23 protein-coding genes and 1 pseudogene are annotated in these 22,392 nt (G+C 59.7%); 18 read left to right on the forward strand and 6 right to left on the reverse strand.

Annotated elements, in window-relative coordinates; genetic code table 11:
• From AC1DH9_RS01435 to AC1DH9_RS01445, 3 genes are all read right to left on the reverse strand, one after another.
• Positions 1-549: esterase/lipase family protein (locus tag AC1DH9_RS01435; RefSeq protein WP_477807693.1), on the reverse strand; the 549-nt coding region annotated here is incomplete at its 3' end.
• A 244-nt stretch (positions 550-793) separates the two neighbouring features.
• Entirely contained in the window at positions 794-1,174 is a 381-nt protein-coding gene (locus AC1DH9_RS01440) for a Rho termination factor N-terminal domain-containing protein (RefSeq protein ID WP_427540490.1), read from the reverse strand.
• A 176-nt stretch (positions 1,175-1,350) separates the two neighbouring features.
• Positions 1,351-2,016, reverse strand: coding sequence for an HD domain-containing protein (locus AC1DH9_RS01445; protein ID WP_427540487.1), 666 nt, complete (start codon positions 2,014-2,016; stop codon positions 1,351-1,353).
• Between the two features lie 122 nt (positions 2,017-2,138).
• Between AC1DH9_RS01445 and AC1DH9_RS01450 the strand changes: the two genes are divergently transcribed.
• From AC1DH9_RS01450 to AC1DH9_RS01500, 11 genes are all read left to right on the forward strand, one after another.
• Positions 2,139-2,621, forward strand: a complete 483-nt coding sequence (locus AC1DH9_RS01450; protein WP_427528448.1) for a GNAT family N-acetyltransferase — start codon at positions 2,139-2,141, stop codon at positions 2,619-2,621.
• A 166-nt stretch (positions 2,622-2,787) separates the two neighbouring features.
• On the forward strand, positions 2,788-3,090 hold the full coding sequence (locus AC1DH9_RS01455; protein ID WP_427540484.1) for a hypothetical protein: 303 nt from the start codon (positions 2,788-2,790) through the stop codon (positions 3,088-3,090).
• Positions 3,033-3,449, forward strand: a complete 417-nt coding sequence (locus AC1DH9_RS01460; RefSeq protein WP_427540481.1) for a hypothetical protein — start codon at positions 3,033-3,035, stop codon at positions 3,447-3,449. Before AC1DH9_RS01455 ends, AC1DH9_RS01460 begins: the two co-directional genes overlap by 58 nt.
• Complete coding sequence (locus AC1DH9_RS01465) at positions 3,446-3,940, forward strand: PAAR domain-containing protein (protein WP_427540478.1); 495 nt, start codon at positions 3,446-3,448, stop codon at positions 3,938-3,940. Before AC1DH9_RS01460 ends, AC1DH9_RS01465 begins: the two co-directional genes overlap by 4 nt.
• 6 nt (positions 3,941-3,946) lie before the next feature.
• Entirely contained in the window at positions 3,947-4,432 is a 486-nt protein-coding gene (locus AC1DH9_RS01470) for a hypothetical protein (RefSeq protein ID WP_427540475.1), read from the forward strand.
• Positions 4,433-4,682: 250 nt separating this feature from the next.
• Entirely contained in the window at positions 4,683-5,180 is a 498-nt protein-coding gene (locus AC1DH9_RS01475) for a hypothetical protein (RefSeq protein ID WP_427528441.1), read from the forward strand.
• A gap of 297 nt (positions 5,181-5,477) precedes the next feature.
• The gene (locus AC1DH9_RS01480; protein ID WP_427540472.1) at positions 5,478-6,479 is read left to right on the forward strand and encodes a 2-dehydro-3-deoxygalactonokinase; all 1,002 of its coding nucleotides are present in this window, start codon (positions 5,478-5,480) and stop codon (positions 6,477-6,479) included.
• A gap of 9 nt (positions 6,480-6,488) precedes the next feature.
• The gene (locus tag AC1DH9_RS01485; RefSeq protein ID WP_427528438.1) at positions 6,489-7,109 is read left to right on the forward strand and encodes a 2-dehydro-3-deoxy-6-phosphogalactonate aldolase; all 621 of its coding nucleotides are present in this window, start codon (positions 6,489-6,491) and stop codon (positions 7,107-7,109) included.
• 63 nt (positions 7,110-7,172) lie between these two features.
• Positions 7,173-8,321, forward strand: a complete 1,149-nt coding sequence (dgoD, locus tag AC1DH9_RS01490; RefSeq protein WP_427528436.1) for a galactonate dehydratase — start codon at positions 7,173-7,175, stop codon at positions 8,319-8,321.
• A 176-nt stretch (positions 8,322-8,497) separates the two neighbouring features.
• Entirely contained in the window at positions 8,498-9,808 is a 1,311-nt protein-coding gene (locus tag AC1DH9_RS01495) for an MFS transporter (protein WP_427540469.1), read from the forward strand.
• A 206-nt stretch (positions 9,809-10,014) separates the two neighbouring features.
• Positions 10,015-10,818 (forward strand): IclR family transcriptional regulator, encoded by an 804-nt coding sequence (locus AC1DH9_RS01500; protein ID WP_427540466.1) that lies wholly within the window; start codon positions 10,015-10,017, stop codon positions 10,816-10,818.
• A 12-nt stretch (positions 10,819-10,830) separates the two neighbouring features.
• On the opposite strand, the gene AC1DH9_RS01505 is transcribed toward AC1DH9_RS01500, so the two are convergent.
• Positions 10,831-11,553, reverse strand: coding sequence for a FadR/GntR family transcriptional regulator (locus AC1DH9_RS01505; protein ID WP_427528430.1), 723 nt, complete (start codon positions 11,551-11,553; stop codon positions 10,831-10,833).
• 90 nt (positions 11,554-11,643) lie between these two features.
• Positions 11,644-13,380: an IlvD/Edd family dehydratase gene (locus AC1DH9_RS01510; RefSeq protein ID WP_477807694.1), complete on the reverse strand. Its 1,737-nt coding sequence runs from the start codon at positions 13,378-13,380 to the stop codon at positions 11,644-11,646.
• Positions 13,381-13,652: 272 nt separating this feature from the next.
• Between AC1DH9_RS01510 and araD1 the strand changes: the two genes are divergently transcribed.
• The 6 genes from araD1 to araH all read left to right on the forward strand — a co-directional run bounded on the left by araD1 (position 13,653) and on the right by araH (position 20,824).
• A complete protein-coding gene (gene araD1, locus AC1DH9_RS01515) occupies positions 13,653-14,645 on the forward strand; it encodes an AraD1 family protein (protein ID WP_477807695.1) in 993 nt (330 codons plus the stop codon).
• A 10-nt stretch (positions 14,646-14,655) separates the two neighbouring features.
• Complete coding sequence (locus tag AC1DH9_RS01520) at positions 14,656-16,236, forward strand: aldehyde dehydrogenase (NADP(+)) (protein ID WP_477807696.1); 1,581 nt, start codon at positions 14,656-14,658, stop codon at positions 16,234-16,236.
• Between the two features lie 51 nt (positions 16,237-16,287).
• Positions 16,288-17,163, forward strand: a complete 876-nt coding sequence (locus tag AC1DH9_RS01525) for an SMP-30/gluconolactonase/LRE family protein (protein WP_427540454.1) — start codon at positions 16,288-16,290, stop codon at positions 17,161-17,163.
• A 64-nt stretch (positions 17,164-17,227) separates the two neighbouring features.
• Positions 17,228-18,238 (forward strand): substrate-binding domain-containing protein, encoded by a 1,011-nt coding sequence (locus AC1DH9_RS01530; RefSeq protein WP_427540451.1) that lies wholly within the window; start codon positions 17,228-17,230, stop codon positions 18,236-18,238.
• Positions 18,239-18,301: 63 nt separating this feature from the next.
• Positions 18,302-19,846, forward strand: a complete 1,545-nt coding sequence (araG, locus tag AC1DH9_RS01535; protein ID WP_427540448.1) for an L-arabinose ABC transporter ATP-binding protein AraG — start codon at positions 18,302-18,304, stop codon at positions 19,844-19,846.
• A gap of 9 nt (positions 19,847-19,855) precedes the next feature.
• Positions 19,856-20,824, forward strand: a complete 969-nt coding sequence (gene araH, locus AC1DH9_RS01540) for an L-arabinose ABC transporter permease AraH (protein ID WP_123583067.1) — start codon at positions 19,856-19,858, stop codon at positions 20,822-20,824.
• 78 nt (positions 20,825-20,902) lie between these two features.
• On the opposite strand, the gene AC1DH9_RS01545 is transcribed toward araH, so the two are convergent.
• On the reverse strand, positions 20,903-22,051 hold the full coding sequence (locus tag AC1DH9_RS01545) for an aldose epimerase family protein (protein ID WP_427540442.1): 1,149 nt from the start codon (positions 22,049-22,051) through the stop codon (positions 20,903-20,905).
• Between the two features lie 209 nt (positions 22,052-22,260).
• On the opposite strand from AC1DH9_RS01545, the pseudogene AC1DH9_RS01550 reads away from it, so the two are divergent.
• Positions 22,261-22,392 (forward strand): annotated as a pseudogene (locus tag AC1DH9_RS01550) (3-oxoacyl-ACP reductase); the annotation flags it as partial.

Genomic DNA, 22,392 nt, shown 5'->3' on the forward strand with positions numbered 1-22,392 from the left:
GACTTTCGGCACCCCTTGCGGGTACTTGCGATYGAATTCAGCCAACCCTGCGCTGGTCAGCGATTCGAAAGCTGCTTGAGGGTCCTGAGGGTTTTGCGGGTGGCCGCTGATCAGCGAAATGAACGTGCCGACTGCGCTGAACAAGGCCAGCACGAACGCTTCGGGCAACTCTCCGGGTGTCAGCGCCTTATGCAATTGGTCGGCAATCTCGGAGCCGTGGTTGGGACAACTGACAGAGGTGACCGACGCGACCTTTTCCGGGTGCAGCGCTGCTACGTAACGTGCGGCCAGTGGACCTTGGCTATGGCCGATCAGATTGACCTTGGCGGCGCCTGTTTCCTGCAAAATGCGGTTGACCTGTTCGAGCAGTTTTTCACCGCGCTCCTCATTGCCGTTTACGGCTGGAATATTGACCGTAAACACCCGAGCACCAGCGTGTTCCAAGGCTTCCTTGATATCGAAGAAGTAGGGATAACCGGCAATCGTATCGAAACCGAAAAGGCCGTGAACCAAAACAATCGGGTATTGCGTAGACGCATCCATGTTCATGCTTATACCTGTCGATAGCGGATTCAAGTGGAACAGATGCTATTGACTGCTTGATCTGTCGCGGCTAACCGTAGTTTACAAAGCGCAATGGTACAAATTGCTCCGGGCGGGACCCCGGTCTTCGTGTCGTGTTGGCCGAAACGACGGTTGAACGGCAGGCGCAGTTGCTATCACGGACAATCCCGCTCCTGCACATTTATCTCCCGCAGGAGCGGGACGCCTTGGAAGTCGCCTTCTGTTCTCTCTAGCCCGCCTTGCGCAATGCGTCGATCAACTCCTGTTTGCGCATTGTCGAGCGCCCGGGAATGTTCTTTGCCCGGGCTTCTTTCATCAGGCTGTCCTTGGTCTGTGTCTCGCGTGACGCGTTGCTGTTTCGTGAGAGCCCTTTGCGGGTGGCGACGGCGCGTCTGGCCGACTCCCGACGGTCGGAGGCTTTTTTGGCGGCAGGTTTGGTCCGACCAGCCCCGCCTGCGCGCTCACCGCCACCGGATTGTTTGTTGACTGTCGCCCAGGCGCGGGCTTGGGCCTCTTCTTTGGAGATCCCTTTGTCTTCGTAGCTGGCCTCTATGTGCGCAGCTTTGCGCTTCTGTTCGGCAGTGTATTTGGCTTTGCTTCCACGAGTCATGGTCATGCTCCCGTGTCTGATCAGGGGTGGCGGCTCCAGAAAACCAGAGCCGTTACCTGATATTGGTGTTGTCAGCGTTTTGATTGGTGCCGTAGTCACGACGAACGGTCTATGTCTCTTGTGGAGTGTTGCAAGGTTTAACGGTTTCAAGGATGGCGGAAATCGGAGTAATCACCTCAGGCAGCGCTGGGCGATAAACCGATCTCCTCGATGAATTCGTCCATGAAGCGCTTCAGGCGTTCGTGGCGTCGCTGCGCCAGACGCTTGCCGGTCGGTGTCTGGAAGCCATTGGCGAGGTGCAACAACTTGGTCTGGAAGTGATCGAGGCAGAAGCGCTTGTCGTCGTACTCGCGGGATGCTGCCGTGGGATCTTGCGCGTCGTAGAGCGTGCTACCCATGCGTCCGGCGATGTAAAACGTGCGCGCAACGCCGAGCATGCCAAGGGAGTCGAGGCGATCGGCGTCCTGGAGTATTTTTGCTTCAATCGTGATCGGTGCGATGTTCGCTGAAAAACTGTGGGCCTCGATGGCGTGAGCGACTGCCGCGCTTTTATGCATGGGCCAATTCAACTGGCTGAGGATTGCCGAGGCTTTTTCCGCCGCCAGCCGCGATGCCCGAGAACGCAGCGGCGAGTTCTTTTCCACCGCCACGCAGTCGTGCAGCAACACTGCGGCCAGCAGCACTTCAAGGTCACCGCCTACTTCGGTGTGAATCTGCTGAACGTTGCGCCACACCCGTTGCAAGTGCGACAGATCGTGGGCGCTATCCTCGGACGGCTCCAGCGCGTGGGGCAGTAAGGTTGAGGCGAGGTTTTGCAGTGGGGCGAAGGCCGCGAGGCTCATAACAATCCTTTTGGGTGGAGCACTTTTGTGGTGACGCCCGTAGATCAAGTTTTGAAGTGACATGTGACGAGCGCTGATCGCCGACATAGTATGGCGGTTTCAACTGTTCACAAGGCACGTCCATGTCGATCGAAATCCGCCCGGCCACCCCCAGTGATGCGCCACAAATTCTCGCGTTCATCACCGAACTCGCCGACTACGAGCGCGCCCGGCATGAAGTCATCGCCAGTGTTACCGACATTGAGCGCAGCCTGTTCAGTGAAGGYGCCACCGCCCATGGCCTGATCTGTCTGCGCGACGGTTTGCCGATTGGCTTCGCGGTGTTTTTCTTCAGCTACTCGACCTGGCTCGGCAGCAACTGCCTGTACCTCGAAGACCTCTACATCACCCCCGAACAACGCGGTGGCGGCGCCGGCAAACAACTGTTGCGCCACCTCGCAAAAATCGCCTGCGCCAACGACTGCGGCCGCTTCGAATGGAGCGTGCTGGAATGGAACACCCCGGCCATCGACTTCTACAAATCCCTCGGCGCCCAGCCGCAGGAAGAGTGGGTGCGTTATCGCATGGATGGCAATGTGTTGCGTGAGTTTGCCGAGGGCAATTGATCTGTCGCGAGGACCTGTTTGAAGGTCTTCGCGAATAAGTTGTGGAGACCGTATTAGTCCGGCATTCTGTTCGCCCTTTGCGCGCTCACGGACGACACCTGCAATGCCTTTGGCACTATTTTCCCCGCGCCCGTGGGGCCTTCGCCGCATCAACGAGTGACCGGCGATGAGCGGATTTCGGGCGTCAATGCGTCTGTATGGACTGGTGAAAAACCTTGGCTCCACTGACGTCATCCTTCAGCAGTCTGTAGAAATTCTTTGTACCGTCAGCCGCGCTGGCAGCAAAGCCATTCGCGCGTTCGTGTCGCGTCTGGATGCCGAATTGATGGTGCGCACGGTCGGTCTCAATGAGTACCGCGTGGTGCCACTGTCCAGTTTCAACCCCAATCTGTTTATTCAAGAGCAGCAAGGTTGGCTGGCACTTCACGTCAGTTGCGGTTTTGCAGTCAGGGCGGGCTGCCGTTACTGAGTGACGGCGCATTGCTGCCGATGGGCTGGTATGCCTATTCCGATATTGGCCAATGGACAGCTAGCCACCATCTGGACTTCGGCCCACAGATGGCCAGTTTGTTGCAAACCGCTTATGAGCGAGTCGGTCAGCGCAACTACAACGCCTTTCTCAACGAACTCGACAGCGCCTCCCATGCCGATCTGCAATGGCAGGTCGACGAGGCGTGGCGCGCGCTCGGTTCGTCTTCAGTCCCACTACCTGGTGGCGACCATCACGCGTTGTTCGATCCCGTTGAAAACCGTTGGTGCTTCGCCGCTACCGACATCGATATCTATCACTTTCATCCTGAAACCCAAAAGCAAGGAGCTTTGACGTGAGTGGAAAACCCACTGCCCGCGTAACCGACCCAACCGCGTGCCCGTTGCCGGGCCATGGCACCAACCCGATTGTCTCCGGCTCCTCGGACGTGTTCTTCGACGGCCTCGGCGCGGCGCGCATGACTGACAAGTCTGCTTGCGGTAGCCCAATCACGGGAGAGGTGTCCGGTACGGTATTCATCAACGGCCTCAATGCCGCCATGCTTGGCAGCACCGGTGGTCACGGCAATGTGGTGACTGGCGGCTCAGGCACCGTGATCATCGGCCAGAGTGGTGGAGGCGCCGCGTTCAGTGGGCTGCTGCCGATGCCGGTGCATTTTACGGACAAGCTCCAGGTTACGAATGAGGTGACTGGAGAGCCGGTTCCGAACCATCCCTACACCATTTTGCGCGGCGACGGCAGCGAAGAACATGGCATCACGGATGCTGCTGGCTTCACCCATACCGTCAGTTCACATCTGGCTGAAACCATTAAATTGTTTGTGGAGTGATTGGGGATGGCGGGTGAAAGCACGGCGGTGAAGCAAGAGCAGCCAAAACGAGAAGTGAAGACTCATACGCTGACGTGCAAGACGGATAATTCCGTGAAGCAGGTACCTATTGCGTTACGGGACATAGTTATATTCTTTATTGGTGGTGCTGGGGACCAAGAAAGTTATTATGGTACGGGACCTAATAATATAGACGCTGTTCGTAAAATTGCCGTTGACGATGCAAAGCAGTTGGAGATTTTGGCGCGATGCCCTTCATGGGCTCTTGGTTATAATGCATTTGTTAATGATGAGGGTCTTGAAAAGAATGTCTTGAGTAGAATTCCTAATTGTTCTACTGCGATTTATATTGTTGGTCATAGCCTTGGTGGCTGGAATGGTGCACACCTCTCTAGTGTTTTGACTGATAAAGGGTTTGCTGTGAGTAATGTTGATTACTTTAGATCCCGTTGGAGAGGGGAAAATTGTCTTTGGCATATCAAATATCTTTAGGAGGAAGCCAAAGCCAAAGGCCGACTACTGGATTAATATTCGAGCTGCTGCAGTGGACTGGAATGTGTCAGATCTTGTTGCGGATTTTGGCGAGCAATGGGAGGTGGTGGAAGGGCCAAATGTAATGGGGAGGGTTGATGTCAATCATGCGGATGCCGATAGGATGTTTTTGAAGCCATTGCCCGGTGGAAAGTCTGCGCGACAGATATTTAATGAATCAATTTTGAGCTATTTCAGGGGGTGAATTGAAGTGCATAAGTTTCTTTTGCTAATATTTATGTTGATGTGTGCTTCCTGCTCGCTGAATCATGGAAAGCCCATCGCTACACTTGAGTATTTGAGTGTGGATGAGCTTCGTAAAACGGGTATATATCAGGTTTATTTCGATTCCGATGTGGCAATTCTTGATTTGTTCAAGTCTCGGATTGGAGAGGGGCTAGTTTGTTCGCTGGAAGATGATCTCGACTTTTCGCAGGCGCATCACATTAAGCTATCAGGCTTCGGGTTGGTTGAGTTGGTCAAAGATAAGGGACAGGCCAACTACAGGGCAAATATGATTTTCACTGACTCAGAAGAGGGCAAGGGGGGAGAGATCTATCTCGAGGGAGATACCTTGAAGCCGTTGTTGCTCAAGCGAGATTATATTTCTTGCGTGTTTCGAGTCCATACCACCCCCTACAAGACCTACTTCTCAAAAATCATGCACGTTCCTACGGCAGACTTATTGAAAGCAATTAACAAGAAATAAAGGTGTTGGCTCTTTCAGTCAGACTGACAGTTTAAAGGGACGCAACGCCCCTACGTCAGGACGAACGGTTCGAATTTGAGCATCAGTGATTCAGGTGAGGGGGATACCGATCGGCTCGGTATGGGCGAACCTGGGATGGTGAAGTGTTGCTCAGAAAGCGTCGGGTTCGGAGCGAAAGATCAAGAATAGCTTTTACCAAATCCCAATATGTGGGAATTAAATTTACATATTGAGATTTTTCTTCCGCTAGGTTTATAGTCCAGCTCACTCACTGCCAAAAACAAAACAGGTGAAGCGATGCTGGCGCAATTGATCGCGCTCGATTGGGGGACGACGTCCCTTCGTGCGTACAAGCTTGGCCCGAATGGTTGTGTTCTCGATCAGCGCTCGCTGGCGTCGGGGATCATGCAGTTGCCGAAAGCGCCGCGGGTGATCGCCGGCCAGTTATGCACCGACGGATTTGAACTGGCGTTCGATGAGGCCTGCGGTGACTGGCTCGATGCGCAGCCCGGTCTTCCGGTGATCGCCTGCGGTATGGTCGGCAGTGCGCAGGGCTGGCGTGAAGCGGCTTACTGCGATACGCCGGCGAATGTCGCCAATCTCGGCACGTCCCTGCAAACCGTGCGCAGCCTGCGCGGCGTCGATGTGCATATCGTGCCCGGCGTCATCCAGCGTTCGCGGTTGCCGAATGTGATGCGCGGCGAGGAAACCCAGGTCCTTGGCGTGCTGCAAAACCTGCCAGTCGGGGTAGGGGACAATCTGCTGATCGGCCTGCCGGGCAGCCATTCGAAATGGGTCGAAGTGGTCGAAGGCTGTATCACTCATTTCGACACGTTCATGACTGGCGAGCTATTCGCAGTGCTCAGCGAGCACAGCATTCTCGGGCGCACGCAACAGCGCGACGCCGCCTTCGACAGCGAGGCCTTTGATCGCGGTGTACAGGTGGCGTTGTCGGCGGACGGTGAGATCGGCCCGCTGTCGACGCTGTTCAGTGCACGCAGCCTTGGCCTGACCGGCGAGCTCAGTGCCACAGCACAGCCGGACTATTTGTCTGGCCTATTGATTGGTCATGAGTTGTCCGCGCTGGCAACGGTGCATCGTCATCGCCGCCACAGCGCAAAGCTTCCATCGATCGTTCTGATCGGCAATGCCCAACTCTGTGCCCGCTATCAACGAGCCCTCGCTACCTGCGGTTTTTCTCATGTGACCTTGGCCGAACAAGCCACCGAACGCGGTTTGTGGCAACTGGCGGTCGCGGCCGGGCTGCTCGGTAAAACTACTTCCGTTCAACCCGACTAGAGGTCTGACATGCTCAAGCAAGCACTGGCGAAAAACGGTCTGATCGCAATCCTCCGCGGCCTGCGCCCGCAAGAGGCGGCGGCCATCGGGGAGGTGTTGTATCAGGCAGGTTTTCGCGTCATTGAAGTGCCACTCAACTCCCCCGAACCGTACGAAAGCATCCGCATCCTGCGCAGCATCTTGCCCGCCGATTGCCTGATCGGCGCCGGTACGGTGTTGACCCCGGAACAGGTCCTGCAAGTGAAGGCGGCCGGCGGCCAGGTGATCGTCATGCCCCACAGTGATCCCAAGGTGTTGCGTGCGGCCAGGGCGGCGGGTTTGTACTTGTCGCCTGGCGTTGCCACGCCGACCGAAGCCTTTGCTGCACTGGCCGAAGGCGCCGATGTCTTGAAGATGTTCCCGGCAGAGCAAATGGGCCCTGCGGTGGTCAAGGCCTGGTTGGCGGTGCTGCCGGCCGGGACCGTGCTGCTGCCGGTAGGCGGGATTACTCCAGACAACATGCAGGCGTTTGTCGAGGCAGGCGTCAAAGGCTTTGGCCTGGGTTCCGGGTTGTTCAAGCCGGGACTCACGCCTGAGGAAGTAGCCGTTCGGGCCAGGGCGTATGTCGCGGCCTGGAACGCGCTGCGCTGAGATTTGTCTGGCGCCGCGTGCGCTGCATCCATCAAGACTGCATTAATAAAAAGAGAGCAGAAGATGAAAATCACCAAACTGACGACCTTCATCGTTCCGCCGCGCTGGTGCTTCCTCAAGGTCGAAACCGACGAGGGCGTGACCGGTTGGGGCGAGCCGGTGGTCGAGGGGCGCGCCCATACCGTCGCTGCGGCGGTGGAAGAACTTTCGGATTACTTGATCGGTAAAGACCCACGCAATATCGAAGACATCTGGACCGTGCTCTATCGCGGTGGTTTCTACCGTGGTGGCGCGATTCACATGAGCGCCCTGGCCGGGATCGATCAGGCGCTGTGGGACATCAAGGGTAAAGCCCTCGGTGTGTCGGTGAGCGATCTGCTGGGCGGTCAGGTGCGCGACAGGATTCGCGTCTATTCGTGGATCGGCGGCGACCGCCCGGCCGACACCGCAAGGGCTGCCAGGGACGCCGTCGAGCGTGGTTTCACCGCGGTGAAAATGAACGGTACCGAAGAGCTGCAATTCGTCGACAGCTTCGAGAAAGTCGATCTGGCGCTGGCCAATGTCGCCGCCGTGCGTGATGCGGTGGGACCGAATGTGGGAATCGGCGTGGACTTCCATGGCCGGGTCCACAAACCGATGGCCAAGGTGCTGATGAAGGAGCTCGACGCCTACAAGCTGATGTTCATCGAAGAGCCGGTGCTCAGCGAAAACTACGAAGCATTGAAAGAGTTGGCGCCGCTGACCAGCACACCGATTGCGCTGGGCGAGCGGTTGTTTTCCCGTTGGGATTTCAAGCGGGTGCTCAGCGAGGGCTATGTCGACATCATCCAGCCGGATGCCTCTCATGCCGGCGGTATCACCGAAACCCGCAAGATCGCCAATATGGCCGAAGCCTACGACGTGGCGCTGGCGTTGCATTGCCCGTTGGGCCCGATTGCCCTGGCGGCGTGCCTGCAACTGGACGCGGTTTGCTACAACGCGTTTATCCAGGAACAGAGCCTGGGCATCCATTACAACGAAAGCAATGACCTGCTCGATTACGTCAAGGATCCGCGGGTGTTCGACTATGACCAGGGGTTCGTGAAGATCCCGAACGGCCCGGGCCTGGGCATCGAGATCAACGAGGAATACGTTGCCGAGCGCGCCGCCATCGGCCACCGCTGGCGCAACCCGATCTGGCGCCATGCCGATGGCAGTTTTGCAGAGTGGTAATAGTGGCCTGACCCAACGTAGTTCCCCTGTGGGAGCGAGCTGCTCGCGAAGACGGCGGCATGTGCAGCGAGGATGTTCAGGCATACCGGTCGGCCCAATCGCGAGCGAGCTCGCTCCCACAAAGCATCAGCACAAGTCTTTGTATCGCCCTCAATAATCATAAGAAGAGGCACCCCATGCATCCTGAGACTTTCACCGGGCAGGCGTCGTTGGTGACGCCGAGYCGCAAGCGTTTTTTCATCATGGTCCTGTTGTTCATCACCGTGGTGATCAACTACCTGGACCGCAGCAACCTGTCGATTGCGGCCCCGGCGCTGACCAGCGAACTGGGTATCGATCCGATCCATGTCGGGCTGATCTTCTCGGCGTTCGGCTGGACCTACGCCGCCATGCAGATCCCCGGTGGCTGGCTGGTGGACCGGGTGCCGCCGCGCATCCTTTACAGCGTCGCGCTGCTGCTGTGGTCGCTGGCCACGGTGCTGCTCGGTTTCGCCGCCAGCTTCATCGCGCTGTTCGTTTTGCGCATGGCCGTGGGCGCGCTGGAAGCGCCTGCCTATCCGATCAACAGCCGGGTGGTGACCACCTGGTTTCCCGAGCGTGAGCGCGCGACCGCTATCGGCTTCTACACCTCCGGGCAGTTCGTCGGGCTGGCCTTTCTGACCCCTGTATTGGCCTGGCTGCAACAGCAATACGGCTGGCACATGGTGTTCGTCAGCACTGGTGTGGTGGGGATTCTCTGGGCGGCCGTGTGGTACGCGGTGTATCGCGAGCCACGGGATTTCAAGGGGGCCAATCTGGCGGAAGTCGAGCTCATCCGTGAGGGCGGCGGGCTGGTCGATATCCAGGCCGAGACGGCTCGGCGCAAGGCACCGTTCAGCTGGACGGACCTGGGCACTGTGTTGAGCCAACGCAAGTTGTGGGGCATCTACCTCGGACAGTTCTGCCTCAATTCGACGTTGTGGTTTTTCCTGACCTGGTTTCCGACCTATCTGGTGAAGTATCGCGGTATGGACTTCATCAAGTCCGGTCTGCTGGCGTCGCTGCCGTTTCTCGCGGCGTTCATTGGCGTGCTCTGCTCGGGGGTCTTCTCTGACTGGCTGATCCGCCGCGGCGCGACGATCGGTTTCGCCCGCAAGTTGCCGATCATTGGTGGGTTGCTGATTTCCACCTCGATCATCGGTGCCAACTTTGTCGAATCGACGCCGTGGGTGATCGCCTTCCTGGCGCTGGCGTTTTTCGGCAACGGGCTGGCTTCGATCAGCTGGTCGCTGGTCTCGACCTTGGCACCGGCACGCTTGTTGGGGCTGACGGGCGGGGTGTTCAACTGCATCGGTAATCTGGCGGCGATCGCCACGCCGATCGTGATCGGCTTTCTCGCCAGCGGCGACTCCTTCGCCCCGGCGATCACCTACATCGCCGCGCTGGCGTTGATCGGCGCCCTGTCCTATGTGTTGCTGGTGGGCAAAGTGGCGCGGATCGAGCTCTAGGCTCTGTACGATAACTGCCTGCGCGACGATCATGCTGCGTTAAAAACAGGCTCGGAAAGCTCATTTACAACCCGTAAACTCCGCTTCCTCGCCTGTTTTTGCCTTGCCTGATCGCCGCTCGGCGAGTTCTCGTACAGACCCTGGCAAGCGCAAGACCGGGCGACCATAATGCCGCCGGTTCCCTCGCTGATTGTTGAAGGCCAGATATGCAGGAAGACGTCGCAAAAAACGCCAAGGACGCCGCGCCGACAGGTACCCAGACGCTGCTACGCGGCCTGGGGGTGGTTCAGGCCGTGGCCAGTGGTGCTCGCGACCTCAAGGAAATTGCCCGGCTGATCGGTACCACCCGCAGCACCACCCACCGGTTGGCCAGCTGCCTGGTGGAGGAGCGCTATCTGCGGGTGGTGCCGCAAATCGGTTACCTGCTGGGGCCCAAGCTGATCGAGCTGGGTTTCCAGGCGCGCGAAGCGCTGCCGCTGGTGACCCTGGCCGGGCCGTATCTGGACGAGTTGTCGGCGTTGACCGGCGATACCATTCACCTGGCGATTCGTGAAGACGACGACGTGCTGTACTTGCACAAGAATCCCGGGCGCAATGGTCCGGAAATGCGTTCGCGGGTCGGCCATCGCATGCCCTTGGCGCGCACCGGGATCGGCAAGGCGCTGATGCTCGATGACTCGCCGCAGGAGTGGCAGCGCCTGTATCGGATCAGCTTGCCGGCGGACGGGAAAAATGTGTTATGGCCGCAGCGCCCGGAGCCAACCTGGGAGCAATTCCAGCAGCGCATGCTGGAGTACGTGGCGGGTGGCTACGCCTTTGACCTGGAAGACAATGAACCGTCGATCCGCTGTGTCGCGGCGCCGGTACGCGATGCCAGCCGGCGAATCGTCGCCGGGATCAGCATCGCCAGCACCGTACCCTATATGCCGCTGGAGAAAATGGCCGAGCTGATTCCGCTGATCAAGCAGGTCGCCGCCCGGCTTTCCGCCGAGTTGGGGGCCAAGGCCTGAGCCGGGCCTGCGTTACAGCGGGGTAAGGACATTCATCACGGTATCCAGGGCGACACGGGTGTCGTCAAGTTGCACCAGCGAGGCATGCCGGGCACCGAGGGCGTCACGATTCTTGATGGCGGTCAGTATCGCCTTGTGCCGGGGCAGGCTGAGCCTTTGAATGTCGGGGCGCCGGTTGGTGATACTGATTGACTCGCGCAGCGGCAGCGAAAGCATGTTGCACATGTAGGCGAGCAAGTCGTTGCGGGTCGCGTCGGCGATCGCATGGTGAAAATCCAGGTCCGCCTGCAAGAGGTTCTCGTGGGTCGTTGCCGTTTCCATGGCCTGGTAGGCTTTTTCGATGATCGCGATGTCGGCATCGGTCGCCGTAGTGGCGGCCATGGCGGCGATTTCCGGCTCAAGGATTCGGCGCACGCCCGACAAGGTGTTGAAGAACTCGCTGTGAGGTGTGGACTGCATCAGCCAGGACAGCACGTCGGGATCCAGCAAGTGCCATTTCGAGCGTGGGCGCACCAGCGCGCCGACCCGTGGCTTGGAGTACACCAGCCCCTTGGCGCTCAGCACCCGGGTGGCTTCGCGCAGTACCGACCGACTGACCTGATAGGTCTCGCACAGCGTTGCTTCCTGGGGCAATCGTTCTTCCGGCTTGAGGCGTCCGGAGACAATGTGCATGCCCAGCTCCTGGACGATCTGGGCATGCATGCTCTTGCGTGGCTTGGGGGACTGCTGATCCATGACAGGGGCGCTGCTCTGACGAAATACACGGCATCATAACATCGCTGCCGCCTCTATCAGGCGCTCCTGTACGCCTGAACCGATTCACTATCAGTGTGAATGACGCGGCACCTCGGCGCCGCGGCAACCCACCAGAAAGTCGAAGTCGCAGCCCTGGTCCGCCTGTAGCACGTGGTCGATGTACAGCTGGCGATAGCCGCCCACGATCAGTTTCTGTGGCGCTTGCAGGTCGGCCATGCGCGCCGCCAGCTCGGCGTCCGGGATGTCCAGGTGCAGACGCCCATTGGCACAATCGAGTTCGATCCAGTCGCCTTCTTTCACGGCGGCCAAAGGTCCGCCGGCAGCTGCTTCCGGGGCGACGTGCAAGACCACCGTACCGTACGCCGTGCCGCTCATGCGCGCGTCGGAAATCCGCACCATGTCGGTGACGCCCTGGGCCAGCAATTTGGCCGGCAAGCCCATGTTGCCTACTTCCGCCATGCCGGGATAACCCTTGGGACCGCAGTTTTTCATCACCAGGATCGAGTCGGCATCGACGTCCAGCTCCGGGTCGTTGATCCGCGCCTTGTACATGTCGAAGTTCTCGAACACCACCGCACGGCCGCGATGCTGCATCAGTTCGGGGCTGGCGGCGGAAGGCTTGAGCACAGCACCGAGAGGGGCCAGGTTGCCACGCAGCACGCAGATGCCGCCGTCCGCGCGGATCGGGTTGGAGAGGGTGCGGATCACTTCGTCCTGGCCGTAGATCGGTGCCTCTCTGGTGTTGTCGCCGATCGACTTGCCATTGACGGTCAAGGCGTCGGGATGAGGAATCAGGTTGGCTTCGCCGAGGCGGCGCAGGACGGCCGGCAGGCCCCCGGCATAGTAGAACTCTTCCATCAGGAAACGCCCGGACGGTTGCAGGTCGACAATGGTTGGCATGCCGCGACCGATGCGGGTCCAGTCATCCAGTTCAAGCTCGACGCCGATGCGTCCGGCGATGGCTTTCAAGTGAATCACCGCGTTGGTCGAGCCGCCGATGGCAGCGTTGACGCGAATGGCATTTTCGAAGGCTTCCCTGGTGAGAATCTTCGACAGTTTCAGGTCTTCGCGAACCATCTCCACCGCGCGCATCCCGGACATGTGCGCCAGGACATAACGGCGCGCATCCACCGCCGGAATCGCCGCGTTGTGGGGCAGGGAGGTGCCCAGTGCCTCGGCCATGCAGGCCATCGTGGAGGCGGTGCCCATGGTGTTGCAGGTCCCCGCCGAGCGAGACATGCCGCCCTCGGCCGCCAGGAAGTCGTCGAGGCTGATGGTGCCGGCCTTGACCTGTTCGCTGAGTTGCCACACCACGGTACCCGAGCCGATGTCCTGGCCTTTGTGTTTGCCGTTGAGCATCGGTCCGCCGGTGACGACGATGGCGGGGACGTCGCAACTGGCGGCACCCATCAGCAGCGCCGGCGTGGTCTTGTCGCAGCCGGTCAGCAGCACCACACCGTCGATCGGGTTGCCGCGAATGGCTTCCTCGACGTCCATGCTCGCCAGGTTGCGGGTGAGCATGGCGGTGGGGCGCAGGTTCGACTCACCGTTGGAGAACACCGGGAACTCCACGGGAAAGCCGCCGGCCTCGATCACCCMGCGTTTGACATGCTCGGCAATCTGACGGAAGTGCGCGTTGCACGGGGTCAGCTCCGACCAGGTGTTGCAGATCCCGATGATGGGCTTGCCATGGAACTGATGGTCGGCAATGCCCTGGTTCTTCATCCAGCTGCGGTACATGAAGCCGTTCTTGTCGGCGGTACCAAACCACTGGGCGGAGCGCAGGTCGGGTTTTTTATCAGACATGGCTAGATCTCTTATAGTAAGACTATATTGTTCTTTTCTGGCCTTAACTTAAGCGCAAAATCTCAGATTTGGAAGTCTTGTTGAGTAAATAGTAATACTATATAGTCGTTTGCAACTGAGGTATGACCCTGGCGGTTTTCCGCGAGAGGCGTCCCCGAGCTTCCATAAAAATAACAATTGGAGATCGATCCCATGGGTCAGGAGCTGCGACCGATTCGTCGCATCACGCTGAAACCAAAGCTTTTCCTGAGCCCGCGATCAGGAGAAGGTTCATGCGTTTAGTTCAGTTCGAATTGAGTAACGGCGAGCGCCGGGTCGGGGTGGTCGAGGACGGTCTGGTCCGTGAAGTGCAATCCGCGCGCACGGTGCGCGAGCTGGCGCTGGCCGCCATCGAGACGGGCGTCGATCTGCGGCAGCAGGTCCAGCGCCTCGGCCTGGGAGGGAGTCACGACTATGCGCAATTGCTGGCCGAACTCAGGATCCTGGTGCCACTGGATCACCCGGACCCGGCGCATATGCTGGTCAGCGGCACCGGCCTGACCCATCTGGGCAGCGCGGCGGCACGGGACAAAATGCATCAGCAGGCCGGTGACGACAGCGCGATGACCGACACCATGCGGATCTTCAAGTGGGGTGTGGAAGGCGGTAAACCCGCTGCCGGTCAGGTCGGTGTGCAACCGGAATGGTTCTACAAGGGCGACGGCAGCRCCGTCGTGCGTCCGGGTCAGGCATTCGCGCTGCCGCCATTCGCTGAAGACGCCGGCGAAGAGCCGGAAATCGGCGGCCTGTATGTCATCGGCCACGACGGCAAGCCTTATCGCCTGGGGTTTGCCGTGGGCAACGAGTTCTCCGATCACGTCATGGAGCGCAGGAATTACCTGTACCTGGCCCACTCCAAATTACGCAACTGCAGCTATGGTCCTGAACTGCGGGTCGGTGAGCTGCCCCGGCACCTGGCTGGCAGCAGTCGCATTTTGCGTAATGGCAAGGTCGTATGGCAGAACGAGTTCCTCAGTGGCGAAGCCAATATGTGCCACAGCCTGGAAAACCTTGAATACCACCACTTCAAATACCGTCAGTTCCTGCGGCCGGGGGATGTACACATTCACTTCTTCGGCACCGCGACCCTGTCTTTCGCAGACGGTATCCGTACGCAGCCGGGCGATGTGTTCGAAATCAGCCAGGCGGAGTTCGGCGCGCCCTTGATCAACGGTATCTCCAGCGGCGACGCGGAGCTGGCCCCCGGTCAAGTAGGCACACTTTAAGGAGACAGGCATGACTCGGATTCTTGGTCACAACTACATCGGCGGCCGGCGCAGTGCGACTGGCACCGTGACCCTGCAGAGCTTCGACGCGCAGACTGGCGAAGCATTGCCCCATGCTTTCCACCAGGCGACGGCGCAGGAGGTCGATGCCGCCGCCAATGCTGCCGCGACGGCCTATCCGGCCTATCGAGCCTTGAGTGCGCAGCGTCGCGCGTATTTCATGGCGTCAGTGGCCGATGAACTGGATGCGCTGGACGATGAGTTCATCGCCCTGGTTTGCCGTGAAACCGCGCTGCCCGTTGCCCGCATCCAGGGCGAGCGCAAGCGTACCAGTGGCCAGATGCGCCTGTTCGCCGACGTGCTGCGTCGTGGCGATTTCTACGGGGCGCGCATCGATCGGGCGCTGCCTGATCGCCAACCGTTGCCGCGCCCGGATCTGCGTCAGTACCGCATTGGCCTGGGGCCGGTGGCGGTGTTTGGCGCGAGCAATTTTCCGCTGGCGTTTTCCACTGCCGGCGGCGACACGGCGGCGGYGCTGGCAGCCGGTTGTCCCGTGGTTTTCAAGGCGCACAGCGGGCATATGGCGACCGCCGAACGGGTCGCCGATGCGATCATCCGGGCGGCCGAGGCAAACGGAATGCCCGCTGGCGTATTCAACATGATCTATGGCGCCGGGGTCGGTGAGGCGTTGGTCAAGCATCCGGCAATCCAGGCGGTCGGTTTCACCGGCTCGCTCAAGGGCGGTCGAGCGCTGTGCGACATGGCTGCGGCACGCCCGCAACCGATCCCGGTGTTCGCCGAGATGTCGAGCATCAACCCGGTGATCGTGTTGCCCCAGGCGCTGCAAGCGCGGGCAGATACCATCGCCCGTGACCTGACCGCCTCGGTGGTGCAAGGCTGCGGTCAGTTCTGTACCAACCCGGGCCTGGTGATCGGCATCGGTTCGCCGCAGTTCACTGCGTTCACTCGGCAGGTCGCGCAACTGATCGGCGACCAGCCCGCCCAGACCATGCTCAACACCGGCACCTTGAGCAGTTATGGCAAAGGCTTGCAAAGGCTCCTTGCGCACCCTGGCATCGAGCACCTGGCCGGCCATCCACAAGCGGGTAATCAGGCGCAGCCACAGTTGTTCAAGGCTAATGCGAGTTTGCTGGTCAATGGCGATGAAGTGCTGCAGGAAGAAGTGTTCGGTCCAACCACCGTGTTTGTTGAAGTGGCCGATCAGGCGCAACTCAGCGCCGCATTGCATGGGCTGCACGGCCAACTGACGGCGACGATCATTGGTGAAACCGCGGACTTCGCGCAGTTCAGCGAGCTGACGCCGTTACTGGAGCAGAAGGTCGGTCGCATCTTGCTCAATGGTTATCCGACCGGTGTCGAGGTCTGTGACTCGATGGTGCATGGCGGGCCTTTTCCGGCGACCTCGGATGCCCGCGGCACGTCGGTGGGGACCCTGGCCATCGACCGTTTCCTGCGCCCGGTGTGCTTTCAAAACTACCCCGACAGTTTGCTCCCGGACGCATTGAAAAATGCCAACCCGTTGCGCATTCAACGTCTGGTGGATGGACAGCCATCGCGTGACCGGCTGTAACGCGAGCAAGCTCGTCAGCGCCCGAAAAACAGTAACTATCCAGGAGGCTTCATGGTGTGGACCGCAGTGACCGAACACCGTGCGCAACTGGGCGAGGGTCCGTTCTGGGACGCGCCGGGGCAGGCCCTGTATTGGGTCGATATTGCCGGCCAACAGGCATTACGCCTGAGTGGCGAAAATCTGCAGGTCTGGCAATTGCCGGAGCCTGTGTCGGCGTTCATTCCCTGCGAAAGCGGCGATGCGTTGGTGACCCTGAGCAGCGGCGTGTATCGCCTTGACCTGAGCTCCACGCAAGCGGCGCCGCGCCTGACCTTGCTCTGCGTCGCCGATTCGCAACCGGGYAATCGTCCCAACGAGGCCCGTTGCGATGCCGGGGGCAGGCTCTGGCTGGGCACCATGCAGAACAACATCGGGGAGCAGGGCGAAGACCTGCCGGTCCTGCGGCGTTCCGGTGGCTTGTTCCGTATCGACGCCGATGCGCGAGTTACGCCACTACTGCGTGGCCTGGGTATTCCCAATACCTTGCTTTGGAGCGAGGACGCCACGCAGGTGTATTTTGGCGACAGCCTGGACGGCACGCTGTATCGGTATTCGATCGGTATCGACGGCCAACTCGAACCACCCCGGAAGTGGTTCGGGCCGCACCCGCGCGGCGTCCCGGACGGTTCGGCCATGGACGCCCAAGGCTATCTCTGGAACGCCCGCTGGGACGGCGGTTGCCTGCTCAGGTTGGCGCCCGACGGCGAGGTCGACCGCGTGGTCGAGCTCCCCGTCAGCCGACCGACCAGTTGCGTGTTCGGTGGCAAGGATCTGCGAACCTTGTACATCACCAGCGCCGCAAGCCCGCTCAATCATCCGTTGGACGGGGCGGTGCTGGCCATTGAGGTCGATATCGCCGGGAAAATCTGTCACCGATTTGCAGGATAAATTTCAAGCATCAGGCTGCACTGGTTCACAGCTCGTACTCACAAAAACAACAAGGAGTCACCTTATGAATCGTCGTCATCGTGTAATCCGTTCCCTGTGCAGTATCGCCCTGGCGGCATCGGCCGTCAGCATGAGCAGCCTGTTGCTGGCCGCCGCCGAGCCCGCGAAGATCGGGTTTCTGGTCAAGCAAGCGGAGGAGCCCTGGTTCCAGACCGAATGGGCTTTCGCTGAAAAGGCCGGTAAGGACAAGGGCTTTACCGTGATCAAGATCGCCGTGCCGGATGGCGAGAAAACCCTCTCGGCCATCGACAGCCTCGCCGCCAACGGCGCCAAGGGCTTCGTGATTTGCGCGCCGGATGTGTCCCTGGGCCCTGCGATCGTGGCCAGGGCCAAGGCCAATGATTTGAAAGTAATTGCGGTGGATGACCGCTTCGTCGATGCCAGCGGCAAGTTCATGGAGGACGTGCCCTACCTCGGCATGGCCGCCTTCGAAGTGGGTCAGCAGCAAGGTGCCGCCATGGCTGGCGAAGCGAAGAAGCGCGGTTGGGACTGGAAAGACACCTACGCGGTGATCACTACCTACAACGAACTCGACACCGGCAAGAAACGTATCGATGGGTCAGTCAAATCCCTTGAAGACGCCGGCCTGCCGAAAGACCACATCCTGTTTGCGCCGCTCAAGACCCTCGACGTGCCGGGCAGCATGGACGCCACCAACTCGGCACTGGTGAAGCTGCCGGGTGCGGCGAAAAACCTGATCGTCGGCGGCATGAACGACAACAGCGTACTGGGCGCCGTGCGCGCCACCGAAAGCGCCGGTTTTGCCGCCGCCAATGTCATTGGTATCGGTATCAATGGCACCGATGCCATCGGCGAATTGAAGAAGCCCAACAGTGGCTTCTTCGGCTCGATGCTGCCCAGTCCGCACCTTGAGGGTTACAACACCGCGAGCATGATGTTCGAGTGGGTCACCACCGGCAAGGAACCCGCGAAATACACCGCGATGGACAAGGTGACACTGATCACACGCGACAACTTCAAGCAGGAACTGGAAAAGATCGGTCTGTGGAACTGAGGTCGGTTGCTTTCCTCGGCGGCCTTGGCGACAAGGCTGAGTGATCGGTGTGATGAGGTGGTTATGCATGCGCAATTGAACAAACAACAGCACAGTGCCAGCGGCAGTCTGTGCTTCAACGGCATTGGCAAAACCTTTCCCGGGGTCAAGGCGCTGGACGCTATCAGCTTTACTGCCCACCCGGGGCGGGTGCATGCCCTGATGGGCGAAAACGGCGCAGGCAAGTCGACCTTGCTCAAAGTCCTCGGCGGCGCCTACAGCCCCAGCAGCGGAAGCCTGCAGATCGGCGAGCAGACGATGGTCTTCAAGTGCGCCGCCGACAGCATTGCCTGCGGAGTGGCTGTCATCCACCAGGAGTTGCACCTGGTGCCGGAAATGACCGTGGCGGAAAATCTGTTTCTCGGGCATTTGCCGACCCGTTTCGGTGTGATCAACCGCCGTGCGTTGCGCGAGCAGGCACTGGCCTGTCTCAAGGGCCTGGCCGATGAAATCGATCCGCTGGAAAAGCTCGGCCGTCTGTCCCTGGGGCAACGGCAGTTGGTGGAGATCGCCAAGGCGTTGTCCCGTGGCGCCCATGTGATTGCCTTCGACGAACCCACCAGCAGCCTGTCGGCCCGGGAAATCGAGCGCTTGATGGCAATCATCGGACGCCTGCGGGATGAGGGCAAAGTGGTGCTGTACGTTTCCCATCGCATGGAGGAAGTGTACCGTATCTGCGATGCAGTGACCGTGTTCAAGGACGGTCGTTACGTGCGCACGTTCGAGGACATGAGCGAGCTGACCCACGATCAGTTGGTCACCTGCATGGTCGGTCGCGACATTCAGGACATCTACGACTACCGCCCTCGTCAACGGGGCGAGGTGGCGCTCAAGGTCGATGGTCTGTTGGGGCCTGGCTTGCGCTCTGCGGTGAGTTTCGAGGCGTATAAAGGCGAGATTCTGGGCCTGTTCGGGCTGGTCGGTGCCGGGCGCACCGAGCTGCTGCGCTTGCTTGGCGGGCTTGAGCGCAGTACGGCCGGAAGCCTGCGGCTGTGCGGTGAGGAACTGAAACTGCGCTCGCCGCGCGATGCCATTGCCGCCGGGGTCCTGCTGTGTCCCGAGGACCGCAAGAAGGAGGGCATCGTGCCGCTTGCGAGCGTTGCCGAGAACATCAACATCAGCGCACGCGGCGCTCATTCCCGGTTTGGCTGGCTGTTGCACGACGGTTGGGAGAAGAGCAACGCCGAGAAGCAGATCAAGGCGTTGAAAGTGAAAACGCCCCATGCGGCGCAGAAAATCATGTACCTGTCGGGGGGCAATCAGCAGAAGGCCATTCTGGGGCGCTGGCTGTCGATGCCGATGAAGGTGCTGCTGCTCGACGAGCCGACGCGCGGTATCGATATCGGCGCGAAAGCCGAGATTTACCAGATTATCCATAACCTGGCCGCCAGCGGGATTGCGGTGATCGTCGTGTCCAGCGACCTGATGGAGGTGATGGGCGTCTCCGACCGCGTCCTGGTGCTTTGCGAAGGCGTGATGCGCGGCGAGAAAAGCCGCGAACAGGCCAATGAATCCAACTTGCTGCAACTGGCCTTGCCGCGCCAACGCGCTGACGGCCAGGTGAACTGAGAGGTGACTATGACAACCCAAAACAACGCGTTGCCGACGACGCACAAACCCCTGGATGTGCGCGCCCTGCTCGATAATTGGGCGATGCTGTTGGCGGCGCTGGGGATCTTTGTGCTCTGCACCCTGCTCATCGACAACTTCCTCTCGCCCCTGAACATGCGCGGTCTGGGGCTGGCGATTTCCACCACGGGCATCGCCGCGTGCACCATGTTGTATTGCCTGGCGTCCGGGCATTTCGACTTGTCGGTGGGCTCGGTGATTGCCTGTGCCGGGGTCGTTGCCGCGGTGGTGATGCGCGACACCGACAGCGTGTTGCTCGGTATCGGCGCGGCACTGCTGCTGGGGCTGCTTGTCGGGCTGATCAACGGGATCGTGATTGCCAAGCTGCGGATCAACGCGCTGATCACCACGTTAGCGACCATGCAAATCGTGCGTGGCCTGGCCTATATCTTTGCCAACGGCAAGGCCGTCGGCGTGTCCCAGGATCAGTTCTTCATCTATGGCAATGGCCAGTTGTTCGGCGTGCCGGTGCCAATCCTGATCACCATCGGCTGTTTCCTGTTTTTTGGTTGGCTGCTCAATTACACCACCTACGGGCGCAACACCATGGCCATTGGCGGCAACCAGGAAGCGGCGCTGCTGGCCGGGGTCAACGTCGACCGGACCAAGATCATCATCTTCGCCGTGCACGGGGTTATCGGTGCCTTGGCCGGGGTGATCCTGGCTTCGCGCATGACCTCCGGCCAGCCGATGATCGGCCAGGGTTTTGAATTGACGGTGATTTCCGCCTGTGTGCTGGGTGGGGTGTCGTTGAGCGGCGGGATCGGCATGATCCGGCACGTGATTGCCGGGGTGCTGATTCTGGCGATCATCGAGAATGCGATGAACCTGAAAAACATCGACACGTTTTACCAGTACGTGATTCGGGGTTCCATCCTGCTGTTGGCCGTGGTGATCGACCGCATGAAGCAACGCTGATCGTGGTTGTTCAACGTAGGAGCTATCGAGCCTCAGCGAGGCTCGATAGCTCCTGCAAGGCGAGGTTCCAGGTCAGGTTCAGTCGGCCGAGAACTTCAGGACGGTGTTCTGGGCATACGTCTGGCCTGGATCCAGCCGTGTGCTAGGGAAGCCCGGCTGGTTCGGCGAGTCGGGGTAGTGCTGGGTCTCCAGAGTGAATGCGCTCCAGTGTCCGTAGGCCTTGCCAGCCTTGCCCTTGACCGAGCCGTCGAGGAAGTTGCTGGTGTAGAACTGCACCCCGGGTTCGCTGGTGTAGAGCTGCAAGCGGCGGCCGGATTGCGGGTCGCGCACATCGGCGGCGAGTTGGCTGACATCACCCTTGGCATCCAGGACCCAGTTGAAGTCAAAACCGCCTTGTTTCGGCTCGGCGAATTTGAGTTGCGGATGATCGTCCTTGATGCGCTGGCCGATGGCGGTCGGTTGCCGAAAGTCCATCGGTGTGCCGGCTACCGGGGCCAGTTCACCGGTTGGAATCAAGGTGCCGTTGACCGGTGTGTAATGGCTGGCGTGCAAGGTGGCGAGCTGTTTGAGCACGTCACCGTTACCGGCCCCGGCGAGATTGAAGTAACTGTGGTTGGTGAGGTTCAGCACTGTGGGTTTGTCGGTGGAGGCCTTGTACTCGATGCGCAGCTCGTTATGGTCGTTGAGGCTGTAGGTGACCTCGACCTTCAGATTGCCGGGAAAGCCCATCTCACCGTCTGGCGACAGGTAGCTCAAGGTCACGCCGACCGAGTCCTTGCTGTTGACCGGTTGTGCTTTCCAGACGCGCTTGTCGAAACCCAGCGCACCACCGTGCAGCGAGTTGGGGCCATCGTTGAGCGGCATCTGGTAACGCTTGCCGTCCAGTTCGAAGGCGCCCTGGGCCAGGCGATTGCCGTAGCGTCCGATGGTCGCGCCGAAGAATGCCTTGCCGCTCTGATAACCCTGGACATCGTCAAAGCCCAGTACCACGTCTTCGAACTTGCCGTTCTTGTCCGGCACTTTCAACGATTGCAAGACGCCGCCGTAGGTAATGACCGTGGCTTGCATGCCATGGCTGTTGCGCAACACATATTGCTCGATGGCGGTTCCATCACGGGTCTTGCCAAAAGCCTTGTGTTCGCTGGACAGGCCACCGGCCTGGACGCCGAGGCTGGCCATCATCAGGGAAAGGCCGAGGCCGGAAAGCAGGTGTCGGGATTGCGGCATGGTTGAACGTCCTTTTGTTGTTTTTAGTTTAATAGTTCTACTAATAAGCGATATCTTGTCGAAATAGCAGTAAATTTATAGTCTGAAACGCTGGTTTTGCAATATAAAGTAAGACTAATTTGAAGGCTGGGAAAATACTTCATGAGTGCCCGAGCGCACCTGGAGTCCCGCTGCTTGAATCGAAGTGCCTACTGTGGAGTAACCGTCATATGACTAATGAAACAGGCGCCGGCGTGCCGGCCGTGTACACCGACCTCAAAGATAAAACCGTATTGATTTCCGGCGGTGCTTCGGGGATCGGTGAGGCCATGGTTTGCGCTTTTGCCCGGCAGGGAGCAAAG

This window comes from Pseudomonas sp. 05T35 (assembly GCF_056396605.1).